22 protein-coding genes are annotated in these 22226 nt (G+C 64.3%); 12 read left to right on the top strand and 10 right to left on the bottom strand.

Going from position 1 to position 22226, the window contains the following annotated elements; genetic code table 11:
* Positions 1–27: 27 nt before the first annotated feature.
* The 3 genes from fliD to BRAO375_RS33795 all read left to right on the top strand — a co-directional run bounded on the left by fliD (position 28) and on the right by BRAO375_RS33795 (position 2665).
* Positions 28–1737 (top strand): flagellar filament capping protein FliD, encoded by a 1710-nt coding sequence (gene fliD, locus BRAO375_RS33805; protein ID WP_175345410.1) that lies wholly within the window; start codon positions 28–30, stop codon positions 1735–1737.
* Positions 1737–2162 (top strand): flagellar export chaperone FliS, encoded by a 426-nt coding sequence (locus tag BRAO375_RS33800; protein WP_009031914.1) that lies wholly within the window; start codon positions 1737–1739, stop codon positions 2160–2162. The genes fliD and BRAO375_RS33800 overlap by 1 nt, the downstream gene beginning before the upstream one ends.
* Before the next feature lie 197 nt (positions 2163–2359).
* Entirely contained in the window at positions 2360–2665 is a 306-nt protein-coding gene (locus BRAO375_RS33795; RefSeq protein ID WP_009031913.1) for a hypothetical protein, read from the top strand.
* Positions 2666–2998: 333 nt separating this feature from the next.
* Here BRAO375_RS33795 and BRAO375_RS38935 read toward each other — a convergent pair whose 3' ends face one another.
* Positions 2999–3130 carry a hypothetical protein gene (locus BRAO375_RS38935; protein WP_283806110.1) on the bottom strand — a complete coding sequence of 44 codons (132 nt, stop codon included), beginning with the start codon at positions 3128–3130 and terminating at the stop codon, positions 2999–3001.
* On the opposite strand from BRAO375_RS38935, the gene BRAO375_RS33790 reads away from it, so the two are divergent.
* From BRAO375_RS33790 to cyoB, 8 genes are all read left to right on the top strand, one after another.
* Entirely contained in the window at positions 3114–3719 is a 606-nt protein-coding gene (locus tag BRAO375_RS33790) for a flagellar hook assembly protein FlgD (protein WP_244423420.1), read from the top strand. The two genes, BRAO375_RS38935 and BRAO375_RS33790, sit on opposite strands and share 17 nt — an antisense overlap.
* Positions 3720–3739: 20 nt before the next feature.
* Positions 3740–4978, top strand: a complete 1239-nt coding sequence (gene flgE, locus BRAO375_RS33785; protein ID WP_009031911.1) for a flagellar hook protein FlgE — start codon at positions 3740–3742, stop codon at positions 4976–4978.
* Positions 4979–4981: 3 nt separating this feature from the next.
* The gene (locus BRAO375_RS33780; RefSeq protein ID WP_009031910.1) at positions 4982–5251 is read left to right on the top strand and encodes a hypothetical protein; all 270 of its coding nucleotides are present in this window, start codon (positions 4982–4984) and stop codon (positions 5249–5251) included.
* 16 nt (positions 5252–5267) lie between these two features.
* On the top strand, positions 5268–5720 hold the full coding sequence (locus tag BRAO375_RS33775; protein WP_009031909.1) for a hypothetical protein: 453 nt from the start codon (positions 5268–5270) through the stop codon (positions 5718–5720).
* A 28-nt stretch (positions 5721–5748) separates the two neighbouring features.
* On the top strand, positions 5749–7506 hold the full coding sequence (gene flgK / locus BRAO375_RS33770) for a flagellar hook-associated protein FlgK (protein WP_009031908.1): 1758 nt from the start codon (positions 5749–5751) through the stop codon (positions 7504–7506).
* A gap of 15 nt (positions 7507–7521) precedes the next feature.
* Positions 7522–8430: a flagellin gene (locus BRAO375_RS33765; RefSeq protein ID WP_009031907.1), complete on the top strand. Its 909-nt coding sequence runs from the start codon at positions 7522–7524 to the stop codon at positions 8428–8430.
* Positions 8431–8553: 123 nt separating this feature from the next.
* On the top strand, positions 8554–10320 hold the full coding sequence (locus BRAO375_RS33760; protein ID WP_009031906.1) for an SDR family oxidoreductase: 1767 nt from the start codon (positions 8554–8556) through the stop codon (positions 10318–10320).
* A gap of 12 nt (positions 10321–10332) precedes the next feature.
* The gene (gene cyoB, locus BRAO375_RS33755) at positions 10333–12318 is read left to right on the top strand and encodes a cytochrome o ubiquinol oxidase subunit I (protein ID WP_009031905.1); all 1986 of its coding nucleotides are present in this window, start codon (positions 10333–10335) and stop codon (positions 12316–12318) included.
* An 82-nt stretch (positions 12319–12400) separates the two neighbouring features.
* Here cyoB and BRAO375_RS33750 read toward each other — a convergent pair whose 3' ends face one another.
* The 7 genes from BRAO375_RS33750 to BRAO375_RS33720 all read right to left on the bottom strand — a co-directional run bounded on the left by BRAO375_RS33750 (position 12401) and on the right by BRAO375_RS33720 (position 18120).
* Entirely contained in the window at positions 12401–12955 is a 555-nt protein-coding gene (locus tag BRAO375_RS33750; protein WP_009031904.1) for a hypothetical protein, read from the bottom strand.
* 105 nt (positions 12956–13060) lie between these two features.
* Positions 13061–13471, bottom strand: coding sequence for a BA14K family protein (locus BRAO375_RS33745; RefSeq protein WP_009031903.1), 411 nt, complete (start codon positions 13469–13471; stop codon positions 13061–13063).
* A 244-nt stretch (positions 13472–13715) separates the two neighbouring features.
* Entirely contained in the window at positions 13716–13898 is a 183-nt protein-coding gene (locus BRAO375_RS37810; protein WP_175345409.1) for a hypothetical protein, read from the bottom strand.
* Positions 13899–14104: 206 nt separating this feature from the next.
* Complete coding sequence (locus BRAO375_RS33735; protein WP_009031901.1) at positions 14105–14887, bottom strand: alpha/beta fold hydrolase; 783 nt, start codon at positions 14885–14887, stop codon at positions 14105–14107.
* A gap of 3 nt (positions 14888–14890) precedes the next feature.
* Positions 14891–16186, bottom strand: a complete 1296-nt coding sequence (locus tag BRAO375_RS33730; protein WP_009031900.1) for an O-acetylhomoserine aminocarboxypropyltransferase — start codon at positions 16184–16186, stop codon at positions 14891–14893.
* Positions 16187–16487: 301 nt separating this feature from the next.
* The gene (locus BRAO375_RS33725) at positions 16488–17108 is read right to left on the bottom strand and encodes a nitroreductase family protein (protein ID WP_009031899.1); all 621 of its coding nucleotides are present in this window, start codon (positions 17106–17108) and stop codon (positions 16488–16490) included.
* 79 nt (positions 17109–17187) lie between these two features.
* Complete coding sequence (locus tag BRAO375_RS33720) at positions 17188–18120, bottom strand: aliphatic sulfonate ABC transporter substrate-binding protein (protein WP_502689001.1); 933 nt, start codon at positions 18118–18120, stop codon at positions 17188–17190.
* A 984-nt stretch (positions 18121–19104) separates the two neighbouring features.
* Here BRAO375_RS33720 and BRAO375_RS33715 point away from each other — a divergent pair.
* Positions 19105–19704, top strand: a complete 600-nt coding sequence (locus tag BRAO375_RS33715) for a hypothetical protein (protein ID WP_009031897.1) — start codon at positions 19105–19107, stop codon at positions 19702–19704.
* On the opposite strand, the gene BRAO375_RS33710 is transcribed toward BRAO375_RS33715, so the two are convergent.
* Positions 19685–21466: an ATP-binding response regulator gene (locus tag BRAO375_RS33710; RefSeq protein ID WP_009031896.1), complete on the bottom strand. Its 1782-nt coding sequence runs from the start codon at positions 21464–21466 to the stop codon at positions 19685–19687. The two genes, BRAO375_RS33715 and BRAO375_RS33710, sit on opposite strands and share 20 nt — an antisense overlap.
* A complete protein-coding gene (locus tag BRAO375_RS33705) occupies positions 21467–22156 on the bottom strand; it encodes a response regulator transcription factor (RefSeq protein WP_244423418.1) in 690 nt (229 codons plus the stop codon).
* Positions 22157–22226 lie beyond the last annotated feature (70 nt).

The raw sequence follows: 22226 nt of genomic DNA, 5'->3' as shown, positions 1-22226 counted from the left end.
CCCGGGTCTTTCTGCGGAGAATGTCGGATGACCGTGAGCAGCGCGACTTCGAGCACGAGCACGGCGTCGTCGTCATCCTCGTCGACGAGTGGGACGAGCTCGCTGACCACGTCGGGGACGAGCACCACCAGCACGATCGACTGGACGGCACTGATCCAGTCCGCGGTGAATGCCAAGCTTACCCAGGCAACCCAGATCTCGACCAAGATCACGTCCAACCAGGCCAAGATCACAGCGTATCAGTCGCTGCAGACGGCGCTGAAGACGCTGTCGTCAGGACTCTCGTCACTGGCGACGTCGATGATCAACTCGCTTGCGACCAACGCCTTCGCGACCCGGGCGGCCACGATCAGCGCGACCGGCGACGTCAGCGCGTCATCGGCCCTGTCGATGTCGGTGAACAACGGCGCGGCGACGGGAAGTCACACGCTGACGATTGGCCAGATCGCCACCGCGCACAAGGTCGCGGGAGCGACCCAGTCCAGCCAGACCGCGGCGCTCGGCTATGCGGGCACGTTTGCGCTCGGCCTGTCCGGTGGCAGCACATCCGATATCACGATCACGAGCGACATGTCGCTGCAGGACGTCGTTGACGCGATCAATGCCCGGACGTCCACGACGAATGTGGAAGCCTCGATCGTCCAGGTCTCTAGCGGATCATACGAGTTGGTGCTCACGGGGACGCAGGACGCCGCAGACATCACCTATGCAAGCTCGTCCGGTGACGACATTCTCAGCAAGCTGGGGGTGACCGACAGCTCGGGCGCCTTCGCCACCGTGCTGCAGACGGCTCAGGCGGCGGAATTCACGCTCGACGGCATCGCTCTGACGCGAAATACCAACGACATCTCGGACGTGCTGAGCGGTGTGACGTTCGACCTGCTGCAGGCGACGCCATCCGGAACGACCTTGAACATCAGCATCGGCACCGACACGAGCCAGGTCTCCTCGGCGTTGCAGACCTTCGTGACCAACTATAACGCATTCCGTGATGCTGTTATCGCCCAGCAGACGTCCAATTCCGACGGAACCGCTGCATCCGGCGCGGTGCTGTTCGGCGACGGCACGATGCGCGACATCATGAACACGCTGCAGGCCGTGCTGGGCACCTCGGTCGGCGGGTTGACGATGGCGGACCTGGGCTTGTCGTTCAACGAGAAGAACGAGCTCGAACTCGATACCGGGACTTTGTCGACGATCCTCAGCACCAATCTCAGCGGCGTCACGACGCTGCTGTCGGCGCAGACCAAGACCTCGTCGAGTCAGCTCAGCGTCGTCAATACCGGGACCTCGCCGCAGTCATTTTCGCTGGATCTCACAGTGGATTCGTCCGGCAATCTCACGGCTGCGTCGGTCGCCGGCGACAGCTCCCTGTTTACCGTCAGTGGCAACACCATCGTCGGCAATTCCGGGACGATCTATGCCGGCATGGCCTTCACCTACAGCGGCTCGACGACGCAGTCGATCACCGTGACTTCGACGCAGGGGCTTGCGACGCAGATCTATCAGATCGCGAAAACGGCGTCGTCGAGCACCGGGTCGCTGCAGAAGCTGATCGACAGCCTTACGTCGCAGGATGAGACGCTGACGTCGAAAGCAAACGACATCAAGAGCGCAGCGGCGACCTTTCAGACCCAGCTCACGGCGCAATACGCCAAATATCAGGCCGCGATCGAGAGCGCGAACAACACGCTGACCTACTTGAAAGCCCTCCTCAACGCGAGTTCGAGTAACTGATGACACAGAATGCGACGGCGCAACGTGCAAGTCAGGCTTATCGTGGCGCGGCGGTGGCGGTTCCGCCACTGCGCGCCGTCATCATGCTGCTCAACGGGGCGGCGAACGATCTGCAGAAATCGTTGCAGGCCCAGGAGGCCCGCCGCTTCGAGGAAGGGCATGGCCATTTGACCCGCGCCGTCGCAATCCTGCGCGGTTTGAGCCTGCACCTCGATACGGGGCGGGGCGGGGCGGTCGCCGAGCAGGTGTTCGGGACTTACAACGCGCTCATCCTCGCCGTTCTGCGCGCCCATGGCCGTCCGTACATGCGCGAAAACCTGCAGCGGATCATCGACAGCCTGCTGGAGCTGCGTGATGCCTGGGAAATCGTCGAGGTGGCGGCGCGGACGAGGCGAGGTCCGGCTGATTCGAGCAACCGCCGGTAGGCGACGAATCAAAGACCGCGTGCATCGCGGAAACCTCTCGAAACCGACCAGAAACGGGTAGCATCGTCTGGGGGCTGCGGTACTCATTGCAGGCTGTCGTGCAGATATGCCCCGGAAACTACGGGGTTTTCAAGCCTCGCCTCGGGTTCGAGCGCCGTGGTTGCCGATATCAATTTGGTTCGCCGCCTGAATGGTTTATGACGGTCACGGACACGCTGGATGAGCGGACGATGGACGTCAGAGAATTCGAGGATCTGGTCGACCGCCTGGGAGAAGACGTGTCCCGATGGCCGGCCGAGCAGCGCCAGGCGGCCGATGCTCTGCTCGCGTCATCTCCGGAAGCCCGGAGGTTGATCGCCGATGCACGGCTCGTCCGTGAGGCGCTGTCGTCTCCGCCAGTCCGCGCCCCGACCGGCTTGACCGCGCGGATCCTGGCCACGGCAAGCCGCATGGCGGCGGAGGATGCTCCGCCGGCGTCTGCAGATGCCCACCAACCCGGCTGAGCCGGCGTCGGACGCTTACCTTTCCATTGCACGCTGAACGTCCAACGATGCCGTCGCGTCGCGCTGCCGCCTTGCCGCGCCGGTCGCGTGCAGCCGGCCGTGACGCATCACCGCGCCTGATCTCCGCTCCTGAGACAGCTGGATCGTTCGAGCTCTCAACGCTGATCCTCAGCTCGAAGCCAATGCCGTCAGCTGATCGCTGAAGAGGACCGGCGCGTTGCCGGCGGCGATTTTTGCCGCCTATGCTCAACGATGCGGCGGCAAATTCTGCCGCGGGATCAACTGATTAATTCAATACATCGTGCGCCTGGATTCGGCGCTCCGGCCGTTTGATCAGCAAACGCCTTCGATTGCGGCGCCGCTGCTATCGAACAGAAGCCGGAGTTCTACAATGACAGTCAGCGCGGCCACTTCGTCAAGTGCGACGACATCATCGACATCGTCAAGCATATCCTCGCGCACCAATCTCAGCTCGACAGACTTCTTGAAGCTGCTGGTGAGCGAGTTGCAGAACCAGGATCCGCTGAATGCGACGAGCGTTACCGATTTCATCAACCAGATGACATCCTACGCCAATTTCACCGGGCAACAATCGATTAACAGCAGCCTGAGTTCGCTCGCGGGCTCGTTCTCCAGCTTGGTCACGCTGAATTCGGTCAACTACATCGGACACACCGTCGAAGCCGTCTCGGACACGACCGTGCTTTCCAACGGTTCGGCGACCTTCGGCTATTCGCTCTCCGCAGCTGCATCCACCGTCTCGATCACGATCAAAGACTCTGCCGGAAAGACCGTTTGGACGGGAACCGGTAGCGGCGACAAAGGCGTCAATACGGTCACCTGGAATGGACAGAACTCTGAAGGAGAGCAGCTGAGTGACGGCGGCACCTACACAGTCGAGGTCACCGCGACCGATCGCGTCGGAAATTCGGTCCTGAACTACACGACCATCACAGGCCTCGTCACCGGCATCGACACCTCGACAAGTACTCCGTCACTCACGGTCGGCGGGGTGCCTGTCAGTGCCGCAAACATCATTGGCGTCAAGTCCTGACCGAATCAGTGGAGTAGAACATGAGTCTTTCCGGTGCCCTGTCCTCTGCGATTTCTGCGCTCAACGCGCAAAGCTCGTCTCTTGCCATGATCAGCGACAACATCGCCAACGCCGATACCGTCGGCTTCAAGACGACCTCCGGGATGTTCGAGCAGTTGGTCACAGGGGCGAGCAACTCAAGGGCCTATTCGTCGGGCGGCGTAGCCGCGTTCGGCCGCGCGAACATCACCCAGCAAGGACTCCTGGCGACCACGACCAATGCCACCGACGTTGCCATCAAAGGAGCCGGCTTCTTCGTTGTGACCAGTTCGACTGCGTCCGGCGGCGGGACATTCTACACCCGCAATGGCGCATTCACCAAGGACAATGCGGGATTTCTGCAGAACAACGGCTATTATCTCGAGGGCTGGCGCACCGACGCGAGCGGCAATGTCATTGGAAGCAGCCTGGAGCCGGTCGATACCAACGTTGCATTGACGAATGGCGGAGCGACCACCAAAACGTCGCTCGCCGCCAACCTGCCGGCCGATGCGGCGAGCGGAGACGTCTTCAGCAGCTCGATGACGGTTTATGATTCGCTCGGTCAGGCGCACACGCTCGACGTGACCTGGACCAAGAGCGCGACGGCCAATGAATGGACGGCACAGATCGCGCCCGCAACAGCCAGCGATGGTACGGTGACCGGCGGCACCTATACGATCGATTTCAATTCCGACGGTTCGCTCAACACGGTGTCTTCGACCAGTCTCGACATCGCTTGGAACAACGGTGCAGCGGCCAGCTCGATCGCGCTCGATTTCGGTACCACGGGTGGTGGAACGAACGGTCTTACCCAGAAAGCGTCTGGCAGCACGACGCCGAGCGTCTCGAACTTCAGCGCCGAGTCCGACGGTGTCTCTTTCGGCACTTTGAGCAGCATCTCGGTCGGCAAGAACGGGATCGTGCAGGCAACCTATTCCAACGGTCAGACGGTGCCGATCTACAAGCTTGCGGTCGCCACGTTCGCTGATCCCAACGGCCTCATGGCAAACTCCAACGGGATGTACACGTCGACGGCGGAATCCGGAAACGCCACGCTGCAGACCTCCGGTCAGAATGGTGCAGGCACCGTCTATGGCGGTGAACTGGAATCCAGCACGACCGACACCACGGGCCAGTTCAGCAGCATGATCTCGGCACAGCAGGCCTATTCCGCGGCGTCGCAGGTCATCTCGGCGGTGAACAAGATGTACGACACTTTGATCTCGTCGATGAGGTGAGACATGGCCGACCTGAAGAGGGGACGGCCCGGCGAAGGCGAAGCGCTGTTGAAGAAGCTGCAACGGCTGCGGCTGCGCGCCGCGGCGGCCGGACGGGACGACCGTGCGCAGCTGCTGGCGCTGATGGACGACATCGAAACGGTGCGACGAAAGCTGTTGCGCGAGTGCGCACGGCTCGAAGCAGAGTTCAAGGTGGCTGCCGTCCGCGTGACGGCTCTGAACACCTACGCGAAGGTCGCCCAGGCGGGTCGTCGGCCAGTGCACGGACAATGAGATTGGGAGCGACAGGATGAAACGACCAATTCAGGGCTGTCAGCCGGCGGCAACCGACGACGAGGTGCGGACGTTGATCACGCTGATCGACGAACTGATCGCGGTGTTATCCGAGGAAAACATGGAGCTCGCCAAGGGCCTGCCGGCCTCGCGCTCCAAGCAGCTCGACGACAAGAATCGGCTGGCGGGCCTGTTCGAGCACAGGGTCGCCGAATGCGCCAGGCGCACCGCGAGCCTCGACGTGCGCGACCGTGTGCTGCGCGAGCAGCTGATGGAGCATATTCTGAACCTTCGCAGCGCGATGGACGAGAACCTCGTGCGCCTGCGCGCGGCCATCGACGCAAGCAACCGCCGCATCGAGGCGGTGATGCAGGCCATCCGCGAGCAGATCGCCAACGCGTCGCCCTACGGGTCCAGCGGACGGCGGACCGCGCGGGCAACCTCGTGTGGAACGAACCTCAGCGCGTGATGGCGAGCCAAGACCGGGAGTGGGGTGAATGTCGCTCGATATAGCACGTCTGGTCGCGTTCACGGGCATCTCCGCCACGGAGCTGCAGATCAGCGTGGCGTCGTCGAACATTTCGAACGCCGACACGAAAGGGTACACGCAGAAGACGGCCAACCAGGTCGCTGATGTCACCGGAGGGATCGGAACCGGTGTGTCCATCACCGGCATCTCGAGCAATGTCGACAAGCTGCTGCTGAAATCCCTGATCGGCGCCAACTCCGATCTTGGCGCGGCTGACTCGACCAATAGCTATCTGAACCAGCTGCAGCAGCTGTTCGGCAGCGCCTCGACCTCTGGCACGTCGACCACGGGAACCTCGCTTGCCAATTCGCTCGCCTCCCTCGAGACCGCGTTGTCCGCGCTGGCAAGCTCACCGAGCAGCGTCTCGCTGCAATCGGCCGTAGTCAGTGCGCTCGACGATTTCGCGAGCCAGTTGCGCAGCGCCTCCAGCGGCGTTCAGACCTTACGTTCCAATTCCGACAAGGACATCGCGTCGTCTGTGAAGAGCGTCAATAACGATCTGCAGCAGATTGCCGACCTGAATGTTGAGATCCGCAAGATGGCGGCCTCCGGTCAGTCGACGGCGGATCTCGAGGACGAGCGCAACACTGCGCTGCAGGACCTGTCCTCCTACATGAACGTCGGCTACTACACCGCGTCCAATGGCGACCTTCAGGTGTACACCTCCTCGGGGCGGGCGCTGGTGGACAGCTCGGCGCACACGCTGAGCTATACGGCGTCTGCAAACGTCTCCTCTGCGACCAGCTACGCAGCGGGTGGGTTCAGCGGCATCACCGTGGACGGGGTGGACGTCACCTCGCAGATCACGTCGGGCAAGATCGGCGCGCTGATCACGTTGCGGGACGACACGCTTCCGGCCGTGCAGAGCCAGCTCGACCAGCTCGCCACCCAGCTGAAATCCGCACTCAATGGAATCACGAACGGGGCCTCCGCGGTTCCGGCGCCGAACAGCCTGACGGGGTCGGCCAGCGTGAGCAGCACGATGGCGTTCTCGGCTTCGGGAACGGTCCGGATCGCCGTGGCCGACCAGAGCGGCAACCTCGTCTCGTACCAGGATCTCGATTTGTCGTCTTATGCGACGGTGGGTGATCTGGTGACGGCCCTCAACGGCATCTCGGGCGTGTCTGCCTCGATCGATTCGAGCGGGCATCTGTCGATCAGCGCAACATCGTCGTCGAACGGCGTCGCCATCAGCGACATGACGAGCGCGGTCGGTGGCAGCGGCTTCTCCGACTATTTCGGCATGAACGACCTCGTCACCGGCACGGGCGCAGCCAATTTCGCCGTCAGCAGCGGCATTCTCAGCGGAGCGTCCGGCCTGCCCACCGGAACCCTCGACAGCTCCACGAGCCTGACGGCCGGAAGCCAGGTTCTGACGGCCGGCTCAGCCACCGTCATCAACCAGCTCTACGACAAGCTGACCGGCTCCACCACCTTCTCCTCCGCCGGAGGCCTGAGTGCGACGACGGGATCGTTCGCCGACTATGCCGCATCGATCGTCGCCAATGTCGCCAGCAAGGCGTCGCAGGCCGCCAGCGCCTACACGGCGAAGTCGACGGCACAGTCGAGCTATGCCAGCTCGTTGTTGTCGCAGTCGGGCGTCAACATCGACGAGGAGACGGCGCGGCTGAGCTCGCTGCAGAACAAATATGCCGCCGCCTCGCAGCTGATCTCCGTCATCAACAGCATGTTCTCGTCGCTGCTCACGGCCGTGCAGTCGACCTAGTCCGGAGCGGATATCATGACCATGCGGATCGCGACGTTTGCGAATTCCGACCAGATGATCACCAGCGCACTGCGGACGCAGGCGACGATGGCCAATCTCCAGGTGCAGGAGGCCTCGGGGCTGAAGTCGGAGTATCTCGCGGGCTACGGTGCCGAGACCCAGCATGTCGTGAATCTGCAGGTGTCGGTGAGCCGCGCGCAGTCCTACATCGACGCTGCGACCCTCGCGGACAGCAAGGTCCAGGTGATGTATTCTGCGGTCGGCCAGGTCTCCGACATCGTCAGCCAGCTGCGCACAGCCCTGAGCGCCGCGAGCTCCGGAACCACCACGGGCACGACATCCGCGATCAGCTCTGCGCAGCAGCTGCTGCAGCAGATGGCCGGCATTCTCAACACCCAGTATGACGGCCAGTACGTGTTCGGCGGCGCGCGGACCTCGACAGCAGCGGTCGATACCTCTGCGTTTGCGACGGGAACCGGCTCCTTGAGCACGGTCGACACGAGCTACTACCAGGGCGACAGCGAGCTCGCCTCGGTGCGCGTCTCCGATGGCCAGTCCGTCACCTACGGCGTGACGGCGGACAACTCCGCCTTCGAGGAGGTCATGCGGGTTCTGAAGTTCGTCGCGAACAGCTCGACCTTGTCCGGGGCCGACATCAGCTCCGCCCTGGAGCTCGCGGACCAGGCCGTCGACGACGTCGCCACGGTGCAGGCGAAGCTGTCCGATTCCGCGTCGCGGATCGAGAGTGCCAAGTCGCAGCAGACGGATTTCAAGAGCTATGCCGAGAGTCTCGCGACCGATCTGACCAGCGTTGACGTTGCCGCCGTCACGGCGCAATTGTCGACCTATCAGGCCCAGCTTACCGCGTCCTACACCGCGATCTCCAAGATCCAGAGCCTGAACCTCGCCAGCTATCTGCGCTGATGCGTCGTGGAGCAGGGGCATGCTGGACAGGGCTGAGGCGCGGCCAGGGAACTTCTGCGCGGCGATTGAAACCATGCGGCGGTGAGAAGGTTTGTTGACGGGCAACTCGTCGGCGGACCTCTCATGAACCATTCCACTCAGCCACACACCATCGGCCATTTGCGGCCGGTCGCAGACAATGTCTGGATCGTCGACGCCGGCCGGATCAGCGCCGCCGGCCTGCCGCTGCCGGTTCGTATGACTGTGATTCGTCTTTCGAGCGGCGATCTCCTGCTGCATTCGCCGACGCGCTTTTCCCATGCGTTGCGCGAGGAGCTGGAACAGCTCGGACCGATCAAATATCTGCTCGCGCCCAACGTCGCGCATTGGATGTTCCTGCCGGACTGGCAGGCGGCCTTGCCGAACGCGCGCGTTTATGCAGCCCCGGGCCTCAGCGAACGGCAGCAGGTTCGCCGCAGCGGTCTGCGGATCGATCGCGAGCTGACCGACGTGACTCCGGACGAATGGTCCGAAGACCTCCAGCTCGTGCTCGTCACGGCACCTTTGTTCAGTGAGGTTGCCGTGTTCCACCGGCCCAGTCGCACGTTGGTGCTGACGGATCTCGTGCAGAACCTTGCGCCGGAGGGGCTGGGCGTGTTGCCGCGCGCCGCTGCGCATCTGCTCGGCATCACGGCCCCGGACGGCAAAGCTCCTGCTTACCTCCGAGGGCTGCTGCGCCTCGGCGGCCGCGCTGTTCAATTGGCTGCGGCGCGTCTGATTGCCTTGGCGCCGGAACGCGTCATCTTCGCTCATGGCCGCTGGTTCGAGACCGGTGGCACCACGCAGTTGCGCCGTGCGTTCGGCTGGCTGCTGGATCGCTCGCCCGAGGCTCGACGGTTGATCCGGGATTTGAAGGGAAAGCGCGTCGTGATCACGGGCGCGTCGAGCGGCATCGGTCGTGCTGCGGCGCTCGCCTTGGCGCGGGAGGGGGCAAGCCTGGTTCTGGCGGCCCGGCGCGAGGCTGTGCTGAAGGACGTCGCGGCCGAATGCGAGGCGCTCGGCGGACGCGCGATTGCTGTCGGCACCGACGTCACCGATGCCGCCGCGGTGCAGCATCTCGCGGAGCAGGCGGTCCAGACCTTCGGCGGCATCGACGTCTGGATCAACAATGCGGGGACCGGCGTGTTCGGCGCCTACCAGGACGCCGACCTTGCGCTTCATCGCAAGACCATCGAGGTCAATCTGCTGGGCACCATGAACGGCGCCTATGCAGTGCTTCCGGTGTTCCTGCGCCAGAGGCAGGGAACTCTGATCAACAACATCTCCCTCGGCGGCTGGGCGCCAACCCCGTTCGCGGCTGCCTACACCGCCAGCAAGTTCGGGTTGCGCGGCTTCTCCGCGAGCCTGCGGCAGGAGCTTGCGGCTCACAACGACATTCATGTCTGCAGCGTGTTCCCCGCCATGGTGGACACGCCCGGCTTCGTGCACGGTGCCAACGTGTCCGGCCGCAATCTCGATCCCGGGCCGCTGCTGTACCGACCGGAGGACGTCGCCGAGACCTTCGTACAGTTGATCCATGCGCCGCGCGATGAGGTCGCCGTCGGTTGGCCGGCGCGGCTTGGACAGATCTCCTACGCACTGGCCCGCTTCCCGACAGAGCGCTTGATGAGCTCGGCCTTCCGCTTCCTGCTGGCGCGCGCAAAGGGCGCGCCGCGGAGCTCCGGCGCCGTGCTCGCGCCCATCGCGGCGGGCACTGCCGTGAGCGGCGGTTGGCTCGGTCGCAAGAAGCTGCCGCCGGCCGGACAGTTGAGCAAGATCGGTGTTGCCGTGGGACTCGGCGGACTTGCTCTGATGCTGATCGCACGAGGCCGGGGCCGGCATTCCACGCCGCGCGTGCGCTCGCACCGCTGACAGGGAGGCCGCATGCTTGGCAAGCTCACGTGGTCGGCGATCCCGTTCGGCCAGCCGATTCCCCTCGTGGCCGCAGGCATCGTGCTGTTGGCCATCGTCGGCGTCCTGCTCTGGATCCTGGTGAAGGGATATCTCCCTTATCTCTGGCGCGAGTGGATCACGAGCGTCGATCACAAGCGGATCGGCGTCATGTACATCCTGCTGGCCTTCGTGATGCTGATCCGCGGTGGAACGGATGCGATCATGATGCGCACGCAGCAGGCGGTCGCGTTTCATTCCAACGGCTATCTGCCGCCGGAGCACTACAATCAGATCTTCTCGGCGCACGGCACGATCATGATCTTCTTCGTGGCGATGCCGTTCGTGATCGGCCTGATGAACCTCGTCGTGCCGCTGCAGCTCGGTGTCCGGGACGTTGCATTTCCAACCTTGAACTCCGTGGGCTTTTGGCTGACGGCGACGGGCGCGCTGCTGGTTAACGTCTCCCTCGTCGTCGGCGAGTTCGCCCGCACGGGCTGGCTGCCGTTCCCGCCGCTGTCGGAGCTGACCTATTCGCCGGGTGTCGGCGTGGATTACTATATCTGGGCTCTGGAGATATCCGGGGTGGGAACGCTTGTGAGCGGCATCAATCTGGTCACCACCGTGCTGAAGCTGCGCACGCGAGGCATGAGCTATCTGCGCATGCCGATGTTCTGCTGGACCACGCTCGCTTCCAATCTGCTGATCGTCGCGGCCTTTCCAATCCTGACAGCAACGCTGACGATGCTGATGCTCGACCGCTATTTCGGCTTCCATTTCTTCACCAACGAGGCCGGCGGCAACATGATGATGTTCATGAACCTGATCTGGGCCTGGGGCCATCCCGAGGTCTACATCCTGGTTCTGCCGGCGTTCGGAATCTACTCCGAGGTGGTCGCGACGTTCTCCAGCAAGTCGCTTTTCGGGTACCGCTCGATGGTGCTGGCGACGATGGCGATCTGCGTCGTCTCCTTCATGGTCTGGCTGCACCACTTCTTCACGATGGGGGCGGGCCCCGACGTCAACGCCATCTTCGGCATCGCCAGCATGATCATCGCGGTGCCGACCGGCGTGAAGATCTACAACTGGCTGTTCACGATGTATGGCGGGCGGGTGCGCTTCACGACGCCTATGCTGTGGTCGGTCGGCTTCATGATCACCTTCATGATCGGCGGACTGACCGGCGTGCTCGTCGCGGTGCCGCCGGCGGATTTCCTGCTGCACAACAGCCTGTTCCTGGTCGCCCATTTTCACAACGTCATCATCGGCGGCGTGCTGTTCGGCGTGTTCGCGGGCGTGACCTATTGGTTTCCGAAGGCGTTTGGCTTCCGTCTCTATGAGAGCTGGGGCAAGGCTGCGTTCTGGTTCACGTTGATCGGCTTCTACGCGACTTTCATGCCGCTCTACGTCGTCGGCCTGCTCGGCATGACCCGGCGTATGCAGCATTACGACGTCGCCGAATGGCGCCCCTGGCTGGCGGCGGCTACGGTCGGTACGGCGCTCCTTGCAATCGGCGTCATCCTGCAGATTCTTCAGCTCGCCTTCAGCATACGCGACCGCGAGCTGCTGCGTGACACGACTGGTGATCCCTGGGACGGTCGGTCGCTGGAATGGGCCACCTCGTCGCCGCCGCCGGTGTTCAACTTCGCGGTGCTGCCGAATGTGACGGGGCAGGATGCGTATTGGCGGATCAAGGAAAACGCCAAGAACCAGCAGCTTCACACCAGGGACAAGGACTATCAGGACATCGAACTGCCACGGAATTCCCCGACCGGATTCGTCTGCGCGTTCTTCGCCACCGTCATGGGTTTCGCGCTGATCTGGCACATCTGGTGGATGGTCGCGCTCGGCGCAATAGGGGCGTTCGCGACATTCGTCGTGTTCGCCTGGCGCGATCACGATGAGTACGTGATTCCGGCGGCGGAGGTGGCGCGGATCGATCGCCAGATGATCCAAGCGCGAACGAATTTGCGCGAATGAATTTCTCGTCGGCCGGGAGTGACTCCTGAGTCCGTCGGAACGACCGGTGCGAGCGGGCCAGCCGCCCGCACCGGCATTCGCATCACCAGCGATGATGCGTGCGGATCACGCCATGGCCGGAGCGATGGCCGAAATGTCGGCCGCCGTGCCAGCCATGATGGTGGCCCCAGCCAGGACCGCGATAATAGCCGTAGCTGTGCCGCCACGGACGGTGATGGACGTAGCCGTAGCTGCGATAGACGGGGCGCGGCGCGTAGCTGTAGCCATATCCGCCGTAATAAGGGCGATAGGCGTGCACCGGGTAGTAGCCGCCATAGCCGTAATACGGTTGGCTCGCATACCGATAGCCGCCATAGCCGTAGGACGGGTACGGCGCGTAGCCGCCGTAATAGCTGGGGGCGGCAATGGCCGATCCGATCACGGCACCGGCGAGAAGTCCGGCTCCGATCGCCGCGCCGCCGCCCCAGCCACCATGATGATGCCAGCCTCGATAGCCGACCTGGACGGCATGCGAGGTCTCGCTTGGCTTTGCCGCTGCCGGCAGCGATGTCAGCGGGCCCGCAGACGCTGATTGCAGCGTGGACAAAGAGATCGCGCCGGCGATGGCCAGGGTCGCGGCGGCCTTGAAGGTGATCATTTGATTTCTCCCGTGGTGTTGGGTGTTGCTCAAAGCGAACGTCAGGCAATTGGTTTCAGTTTTCACGGTGGACCGATTGTCGCGCGTGTCCGCGTGGTGCTGGGGCTATCGGCACGCATGGCGGCGGCCGTCCTTGCCGAGATAGGTGCGCGAGACCGGATCGTAGGATCGGTAGCGCTGTCCGCAGGCGATGTCGGCGGCGCCTGCCTGAGCGCGGCTGTTGGCGATGGCGCTGCCCAGCGCGGCGCTTCCGGTGATCGCGGCGCGAACGGCCGGGCCCTTGCTGTCGTGATGCGGACGATAGCCGTACTGATAGCCGTGACGGCGGCCGAGGCCGGGGTGCCAATCGTGGCCACCGCGCCAGTGGCGGTACGCGACGCTGTGCGGACCGCTGGTGCCGAAGGCCGCCGCCGGAGCCGGGGAGGTCGGCAGCAGGGGGGCGGCGGTCATCGGAGTGGCGAGAGAAAGTGTCAGGATTCCAACCGTGCCGGCCAGGACGCATGTTCGCAAGTCCATCGACGTTGCTCCTTTCTGTTTTCCAGATACGGGGAGCAACGTTTCGCCACAACGTGTCACCGCGTCGCCGCATCGGTGGCACATGGTCGCATTGCGGCCATAACGCCGCAGCGGTCTCTCGAAGAGGCCGCTGCGGGATCATTCTTGCGTCAGCGCCGCGGAGTGACCCCGTTCGACGGCGGCGTGGTTTCGTTGCGCATGCCGGGCGGGCTCGATGCACCCTGGCCACCACGCTCGGGATGGCTCAGTCCGCCGCCGCCACCGGCGCCGCCCGCACTCGAGCCGCCGCCTGAACCGCCGGCCGTTCCACCCGACCCCGCGCCAGCACCACCCGCACCTGCACCAGCACCGCCAGCACCAGCGCCACCGGCTCCAGCACCTGCGCCGCCGCCGGCTCCTCCGCCCGCACCACCGCCGGCTCCACCACCGCCGCCCTGCGCGAAGGCTGCGCCGACCGAGCCTGCCGCGATCACGGTCGCAGCCATCAACGTGAGAATTGTCTTCCGCATTGTTGCGCTCCTTGAGGTTTCACCAACCACCAATCGGGCGCGCCAAAGCGTGTTCCTAATTCCCGTCGACGCAAACGTCGCGGCGCCGGTTTGATCCAAGCGCGGAACCGCACGTGTGCACGAACTAATCGATCAAGGCGTCGAGCAGCGCGTCGGGACATTCCGCCATCATCGTATGACCGGCGCCGGGCAGCACGATCGTGCGCGATTGCGCGATCGCGGCCGCCAGCGCCTTGCCCGCCTTCACCGGCGTCATCATGTCCTTCTCGCCGAGGATCAGGCGAGCCGGCACGTTGATCTTGGCCGCCGAGCTCAGCGCATCCTGATAGTTGTTGCAGGCGGAAAGATCGTTGAACAGCACCCCAGGGGCGCAGCGTTCCAGGACCGCCTGCGCGCCGCCATGCATCCAAAGTCCGGGTGCGCGGCTGCCGCCGAGCTCGGCCGCAAAGCCGAGGCCCCAGATCGACACCATGTCGATCGCAGCGTGGTCGTTCGCCTCCGCCGCCGCCAAAAGATCCGGCCCGACCGTCATGGTCGCGGCGGTGCCGATCAGGCTCAGCGCAGCGACGTGCTCCGGATGACGCGCCGCCGCATCAAGCGCGACCAGCGATCCCATCGAATGACCGATCAGATGCGCAGGCTTTGCGTTCACCGCCTGCAGGAGCGCGACGATCCAGTCCGCCATTGCCGCGATCGTCGGCAGCGCCGGTCCTGCCGAGCGGCCATGGCCGGGCAGGTCGGGCGCCAGCACGGCAAAGCCGTGATGTGCGAACCAGCGGCTGTGCAGCGCCCAGACCGAATGGTCGAAGCCGGCGCCGTGCACGAGCACGACAGCGGGGAGAGACGGATCGAACTCACGGCCGCCGGTGGCGGCGAAGACCTCACGGTCATCGATGGACAGTTGCATGACTCACACCTTTTGCGAGGCGCGCAGCGCCTGTCCGAGATCGTCGATGATGTCAGAGGCGGCCTCGACGCCGACCGACAGACGGATCAGCTCCTCGCCGATGCCGGAAGCCGCGAGCTGTGCCGCGTCCATCTGCTGATGCGTGGTCGAGGCGGGATGAATCACCAGCGTCTTGGCATCGCCGACATTGGCGAGGTGGCTGATCAGCTTCAGGCTCTCGATGAACTTGCGCCCCGCGGGACGGCCGCCCTTGATGCCGAACGAGACGATCGAGCCGGCGCCGCGGGGCAGCAGCTGCTTGGCGAGCGCATGGTCCGGATGCGTCTCCAGCGAAGGATGCAGCACCCAGTCGACCGCCTTGTTGGCCGTGAGGGCGGCGAGCACCGCGCTCGTGTTCGTGACATGGCGCTCCATGCGCAGATGCAGCGTCTCGACGCCCTGCAGCAGATGAAACGCGTTGGTCGGCGACAGGCAGGCGCCGAAGTCGCGCAGACCCTCGGTGCGGGCGCGCATGATGAAGGCGGCGGTGCCGAACTGCTCGTCGAAGACGATGCCGTGATAGCCCGCATAGGGTTCGGTGAGTTGCGGGAACTTGCCCGATGCGCGCCAGTCGAACCGGCCGCCATCGATGAGCGCGCCACCGATGGCGATGCCATGGCCGCCGATCCATTTGGTCGCCGAATGCATCACGATGTCGGCGCCCAGCGCGATCGGCTGGCTGAGATAGGGCGTCGCAAAGGTGTTGTCGATGAGGAGCGGGATGCCCGCCGCGTGCGCGATCGCCGACACTTTCGGGATGTCCAGCACTTCGAGGCCGGGATTGCCCAGCGTTTCGCCGATCATCATCCGCGTGTTCGGCTTGATGGCCGAACGGAAGCCGTCGAGGTCGCGTGGCTTGACGAAGCTCGTGGTGATGCCGAAGCGCGGCAGCGTATGGGCGAGCAAGTTGATGGTGCCGCCATAGAGCGACGAGGAGGCGACGATATGGTCGCCGGCGTTGAGGATCGTGGCGATCGCCAGATGCAGCGCCGCCTGGCCGCTCGCGGTGCAGACCGCGCCGACGCCGCCTTCGAGTGCGGCGAGCCGCTCCTCGAGCACGGCCGTGGTCGGGTTTGAGATGCGGGTGTAGATGTGGCCGGCGCGTTCGAGGTTGAACAAGGCGGCGGCGTGCTCGGTGTCGTCGAACACGTAGGACGTGGTCTGATAGATCGGCACCGCGCGGGCGCCGGTTGCGGGATCCGGATGCTGGCCCGCATGCAGGCTCAGGGTCTCGAAGGCAGGCGGTTTCGGCGGCGGCATGCGGGTCTCGGCTCTCGTCTGACGAAGGTCCTGCTTTCTGCCACAGATTTCACCGGGCGTCAGGGGCGGTGGGAAACAGCGGGGCCTCGTGGTTCGAGACGCGCCGCAGGGCGGCGCTCCTGACCATGAGGAGCGATTGTTCGAGGCGTGGAGAGTGGCGTTCGCGCATTCACCGTTTCCACAAATTCCGCCCTCATCCTCTGAGGAGCCCGCCGAAGGCGGGCGTCTCGAAGGTGGCCGCGAGCACCGATCGACCGTCCAGCAGGGGCGACATTGTCACGCCGCCCCTCAGGTCAGACCCTCAGCCGCCGAAGCTCTTCGGGAACAGGCCCGACGCGGCGATCTCGGCGATGGCGAGCCGCGCGCTCGGCTTCTCGCGCTCCTTCAGCATGGCCGGAAGCTTCTCGCCGTCGCCCTTGCGGCCGACCGCGATCGCGATCTCCACGGCGAAGCCGTCGGGCACGCCGAGCGCGGTCTGCGCGGCGGCGACGTCGAAGCCGCTCATGCCGTGGGTGGCCCAGCCGGACAACGCCGCCTGGTTGGCAAAATTGGCCCAGGCGGCCCCGGCATCGAAGGAATGCGTGCGGGTCGGCGCCGGCTCGGTCTTGCCGGCCGGGATGAAGGTCTTCTTCGACAGCACGTAGACGAGGGCTGCCGCATGCTGCGCCCAGCCGCGGTTGAACTCGATCAGGGGCGCCAGGAAGGTGTCGAACTCCGCGGAGCCGCGCAGCGCGTAGAGAAACCGCCAGGGCTGCGAATTGTAGGAGGAGGGGGCCCAGCGCGCCGCCTCGATGAAGGTGAGCAGCTCGCTCTCGGGCAGCGCCTCGTCGGTGAAGCCGCGCGGCGACCAGCGGTCGACGAAGATGCGATGCGCGGGGTGCTCGGTGGTGCGGTCGGTCGGCGGGAGAAGATGGGCAGTCACGGAAGTCTCCTTTTCAGGCTCGTCGTCGGGCCTCGTGCTCGGCGTCGTTGCGGAGCACAATGCTTGGTTCCTCTCTGGATCACGGCACCTTCGGTGTCCAGATCGCCAACGCAGATGTGTCCACCTTCACAGGCAGGACGCGTTCGGCGAGAAAAGCGTCGGCGATCTTCTGCTGCTCGACGAGGCCGGCCGCTGTGACCGCGCCGACCTGGTAGGAGCGGTGGCTGTTGGCCTCCTCGACGGTGGCGGCATCGATGCCCCAGAGCGCGGCGAGCTGGCTCGCCGCCGCGGCCGGGTTGGCCTTCACCCATTTGCCCGTCTCGACCAGCTTGCCATAGATCACGTTGAGCGCGTCGCCATGCTTCGCGGCATAATCGGCCGAGGCCAGGTAATAGCGCTTATAGCTGGCGAGCCCGTCGCTGCCGTCGGCCAGCACACGCGCGCCGGACTGACGGATTGTGCTCGAGAGGAACGGATCCCAGGCCACCCAGGCCTCGACATTGTTGCTGACGAAGGCGGTGCGCCCGTCGGCGGGTGGCAGGTAAGCGGGAGTGATGTCCTTGAACGCGAGGCCTGCCTTGGCGAGCGCTGACAGCAGCAGATAGTGACTGCCGGCACCCTTGGTCACCGCGATCTTCTTGCCCTTGAGGTCGGCCAAAGTCCTCACCGGTGAGGCCGTCGCCACGAGGATCGCCTGCGCCGACGGCGAGGCGGCTTCCTCGGCGACATAAGCCAGCCTGGCGCCGGCGGCCTGCGCGAACACCGGCACGGTGTCGGCGACGTCGGCGCCAAAATCGATGCTGCCGATGTTGATGGCTTCGAGCAGCGGCAGGCCGCTGGAGAATTCATGCCACGACACCTTGATGTCGAGCGGCGCCAGCGCCTTCTCCAACTCGCCATTGGTCTTGAGCAGCGCGATCAGGGTGGAGGATTTCTGATAGCCGATGCGCAGCGTTTCGGCCGCATCTGCGCGCGACGTGGCGAGCGCGCCGAGCAGGGCGACGCCCATCATCAGGATGCTGCGGCGAGCGAAGACGAGGAGCCGCTGTTGGCGCGAGCCGCCGAGGAATCTTGTCATCGGGAAATCTCCTGACGTGCGATGGCATGCAGATATCCTCGGATCATTCGCAGGATCAGTTGGCCCGCGCAATTTTGCAGATCGGTTCGGATGGAGAGGAAAGTTCTTCATTCGGTCGCGTCGCGAGAACTTTGTTTTCTTCAGGGAAAGCAAGGCAGCCGTCCGCAGGCTCGCGGCGCCCTGAGCGTCCGAGATGTGTCTGCCGTTCGTCCCTCCCGGGAAGAGAGGGCGCAGGGAAGGCAGGGCGTCGACTGACACCCATGGCCCGCGTGCAAAAAGGAGAGCACGCGGCGGTCACCACAGGATCAGCCGGACATCCGGCCTTCCCTGCGCGATGGGCTTACGGCTTATACGCGCTCTCCCCGGTGCGCCGGGCTTTCTGGCCACCGTTGCCGGCGCGATGCGCAGCATCGCCGCCTGCGTGATACTAGCGTCGGAGTATCAGGACCACGCGACTTCGCCGTCCGGCTCCCCTCGTTCGTCCGCGCGCATGACGCACGCTGCGACGAGAACCGGCCACCGCATCCCACACCAACGTTCCGTGACGTTCGCGAAAGCGCCCCTCGATCGGGCGGGACGGGGATATCCAACCATGAATTCTGAAAAAAAGAAACAAGAATATTTTTCGCAGAAGGACTGGACAGGGCAAATCAGCTTGGGATTGCGGGTGAATTTCGAATTTGACGTAAACCTCGGCGGTGCTCGAGGCTCCGCACGGCTGCGCAATTTAAGCCCCCAGCGAGAAGGAGAGCGGGCGTATCCGGGTGTCCCGCGCGGCTGGCGCGCTCTTTGGCCGATCAGCTTCCTATGCGGTCATCGAAAACGACAGCTGTCGAAATCGCCAAGTGGTGTGATGCGACTGAGCGGCAGACGATCTCTGCTGCTAGCGGCAATCCCCACAGAGTCACGAGGCAGCCCATGAAAAATTCCAGCGCCAGCGATGTCACGCTCAACGCGCATGCGATCCTCAGGTTCGGAACGCTGACGGATGTCGACGTCAAGGAATTGCTCCACCCTTTCTATGTGAACCTCGGCTTCGACGCCCGGCGCGCCCGTTTCGGGGGCGCGATGTCGGACGACGCTGTCACGAAGCATTGTGAGCGGCTGAATCGTCACGATGCGATCATTCTTGGATGCTGGGCACCTTCGAGACTGCTTGCGGCTGTCGAACTCCATCCGGTCACGGAGGATTGGGAGTTCACGGAACTCGGCATTGCCGATTGCGCCGAGCGTGACCGCACGACAATCATCGCCCATCTGCTGCAACTCGCCGCCTTCGCGGCCGGAAAGCGGGGGTGTACCACGCTCCTGATCCCATCAGGCCAGGGAGACCTGGTCAACATCCTGCGGGGGATGGGGCAGGTGCGGGCCGGGGAGGATGAAGTCTTTGTCGACATCGCCGACTACGCCCGCATCTTCTGCCGAGCGGGCCGCACGGCCGAACATCGGCTGACAATCCCCGTCGGTCAACAGGCTTGCGCATCGACAGCGTCGCGGATCAGGCCGCCTCCGAGTTGAGGAATGCGCTCAGCCGGATCGGCTGGATCGGCTTGCGGAGAACCGATAATCCGCGCTGCCGTGCACCCTCGGCAATCTCCGGCCCGATGTCGCCGGTCATGAGACCGATCCGGATGACAGCCCCGTGCTGCAGAATGATCTGGTCGGCGACTCCCAAGCCGTTTTCGCCGCCAGCGAGACGATAGTCGACCAGCACGACGCATCGCTTCGCCGTTTGATGTCGAGCAAGAAAATCGAAGGCATCGCCGCCGGAGGCGAACGCGATGCAGTCGTAGCCCCAGCCGCTCAGCAGCCGCTGCAGCGAATCGCGGATAAGCGCGTCGTCATCGATCACGACGATGCCGGGGCGTTCGGACGAGGTGGACGCGGATGGCACCTCCGGCCGCTTCTGGTGTTCGACCTCGCATGCGTTCTGTGGGAGCGACGGAAGTCCCAGGAGAAAGGTGGTTCCATGCCCCGGGACCGAGCGTAGCGCGATCCGCCAGTGCATGGCGTCGCAGAGCCGGCGCACGATGCCAAGCCCGATGCCGAGCCCCTTTTCGCGATTGCGCTCGGGATTGTCGACCTGGAAGAAGTCATCGAAGATCGCCTTCTGATGCTTCGCGTCGATGCCGATGCCGGTGTCGCATATCAAGACCTGGACTTCGTCGCGACGCCGGCGGGCGCCGAGCAGGATACCTCCTGTCCTCGTATACTTGATGGAGTTTCCGACCAGGTTGAGCAGGGCGCGTTCAAGCAGCGCCGGATCAACAGCGCAGACGGCGCGGGACGGGCAGACCCGCAACCGCAATCCCTTGCGTCGAGCTTCGGGATCGAGCGTGGCGGCGATGCGGTCGAACAGGTCCTGGATCCGAACCGGACGAACCTGGGAGTCGCGGATCTGCATGTCGGTCGCCGAGACGCCCATGATCGCATCGAACTGCCGCAGCAGGCTGCTGGCGCATTCGCGAAGCTTCATGATGATGTCGGCCTGCTCCGCGGGATCGGCGGCGCGCGAGAGCAGCTCGAAATACAGACCCATTGCATTGAGTGGCTGTCGAAGGTCGTGACTGGCCGCACTGAAGAAGCGGGTGCGCTCGGCGAAGAGGCGTTCGATCTGCTGCGCCTGGTGGTCCCTGGTCTTGAGCAGTTCCGCGATCTCGAGCCGGTTGTTGATCTCGACGCGCGACTTCCGTAACGCGATCAGCCCGGAGCCCGCCATGACCGGCAGCAGCGCCAGCAGGCACAGGCCGAGCGTCAGCTCGAGCCCGTGGCCGAAGCTTGCGAGCCAGATGGCCGCAGGACAGATCGCGCCGAGCGTCACCACGTACATGCTTGGCGCATAGTCGGCGCCGACCATTCCGGTCGCGACCGTCACGAAATAGATCAGGGCGCAGGTTGCAACGATGATCGACGCCGGACTCTCCGGCACGTGCAGGAGGATCGGTCCGAGGCTCCAGGAGATTCCGACCATGCCGCACAGCGCCGTCTTGGCCCACGCCCAATGCCTGCGCGCGGTCACATCCGGATTGGCTCGCCGGTACGCTGCGTTGATCTCGGTGACCAGGCATTCGGCGATGAACACGGCCGCGACCCAGACCAGGACGCAATCGATCGAGACGTCGCATAGCAGCCGCACCAGCAGCCCTGCATAGGCTGCTCCGCCAACCGACAACAACTGCAGCAGGCGAAATCGCGGAAAAACATAGGTCGTGCTGAAGAAGATGTTCAGCCGTTCACGGGCGATGAGTACAGCGCGGTCCTGGGCGACGCTCTCGATCATCTAGATCAACCTCTGCCGCAACGCCTTGGTGACCGCTTCTGTGCGGTTGGCGACGCCGAGCTGCTCGAAGATCCGCGCCCAATGCGCCCGGATGGTGCTCTCGGTCACACCGAGCTTCTCGCCGATCTGTTTGTCCAGCAGTCCCTGGCTCGCGTGGATCAAGATTTCGCGCCGGCGCAGCGACAGGCCCGCGGCTTCACGATCGTCGCTTGCGGCGTCATAGACCTGGCCGCCCGCGAAAGCGATGTTGATGGCCGTGACAAGCTCGGCCGCCGTCTTGTCCTTGGACAAGCAGAGCACCGCACCAAGCGCCTTCGCAGCCGCAACGATGGAGGTCGATAGCTCGGCGCAGAGCAGGCCGAGTGCGAGCAGCGGATAGTCCTTCTTGATCTCCGACAGCAGCGTAATACCGTCTCCGTCCGGGAGACGATGATCGGCAAGGCAGAGATCGACCTCGTGCGCCTTGAGCAGCTCCAGCGCGGAGCCGACGCTCTCCGCCGTCATCACCGCGAGATTTGGGATGTCTTGTTCCAGGGTGCGTCTCACCGCGTCACGATAGATCGGATGGTCATCGACAAACAAAATCGACGGCATCATTCCCTCATTCAGCCCGGCGGCTGCGGAACAAGTGTCGTCTGCCGCGCCCGGTCTGCGTAACGGGTTCCATGTGTCACCGGTCGGCAGGCTCATATCGCTTCGTCGCTCCTTCGCGTTTGACGTTTCACAGCTAAGAGCATTTTCCGGCGAAGCGCAGCTATTG

Source organism: Bradyrhizobium sp. ORS 375 (assembly GCF_000239775.1).
Taxonomy (GTDB): domain Bacteria; phylum Pseudomonadota; class Alphaproteobacteria; order Rhizobiales; family Xanthobacteraceae; genus Bradyrhizobium.
Note: the sequence above shows the minus strand (reverse complement) of the source record. Positions and strands in the feature narration are given on the sequence as shown.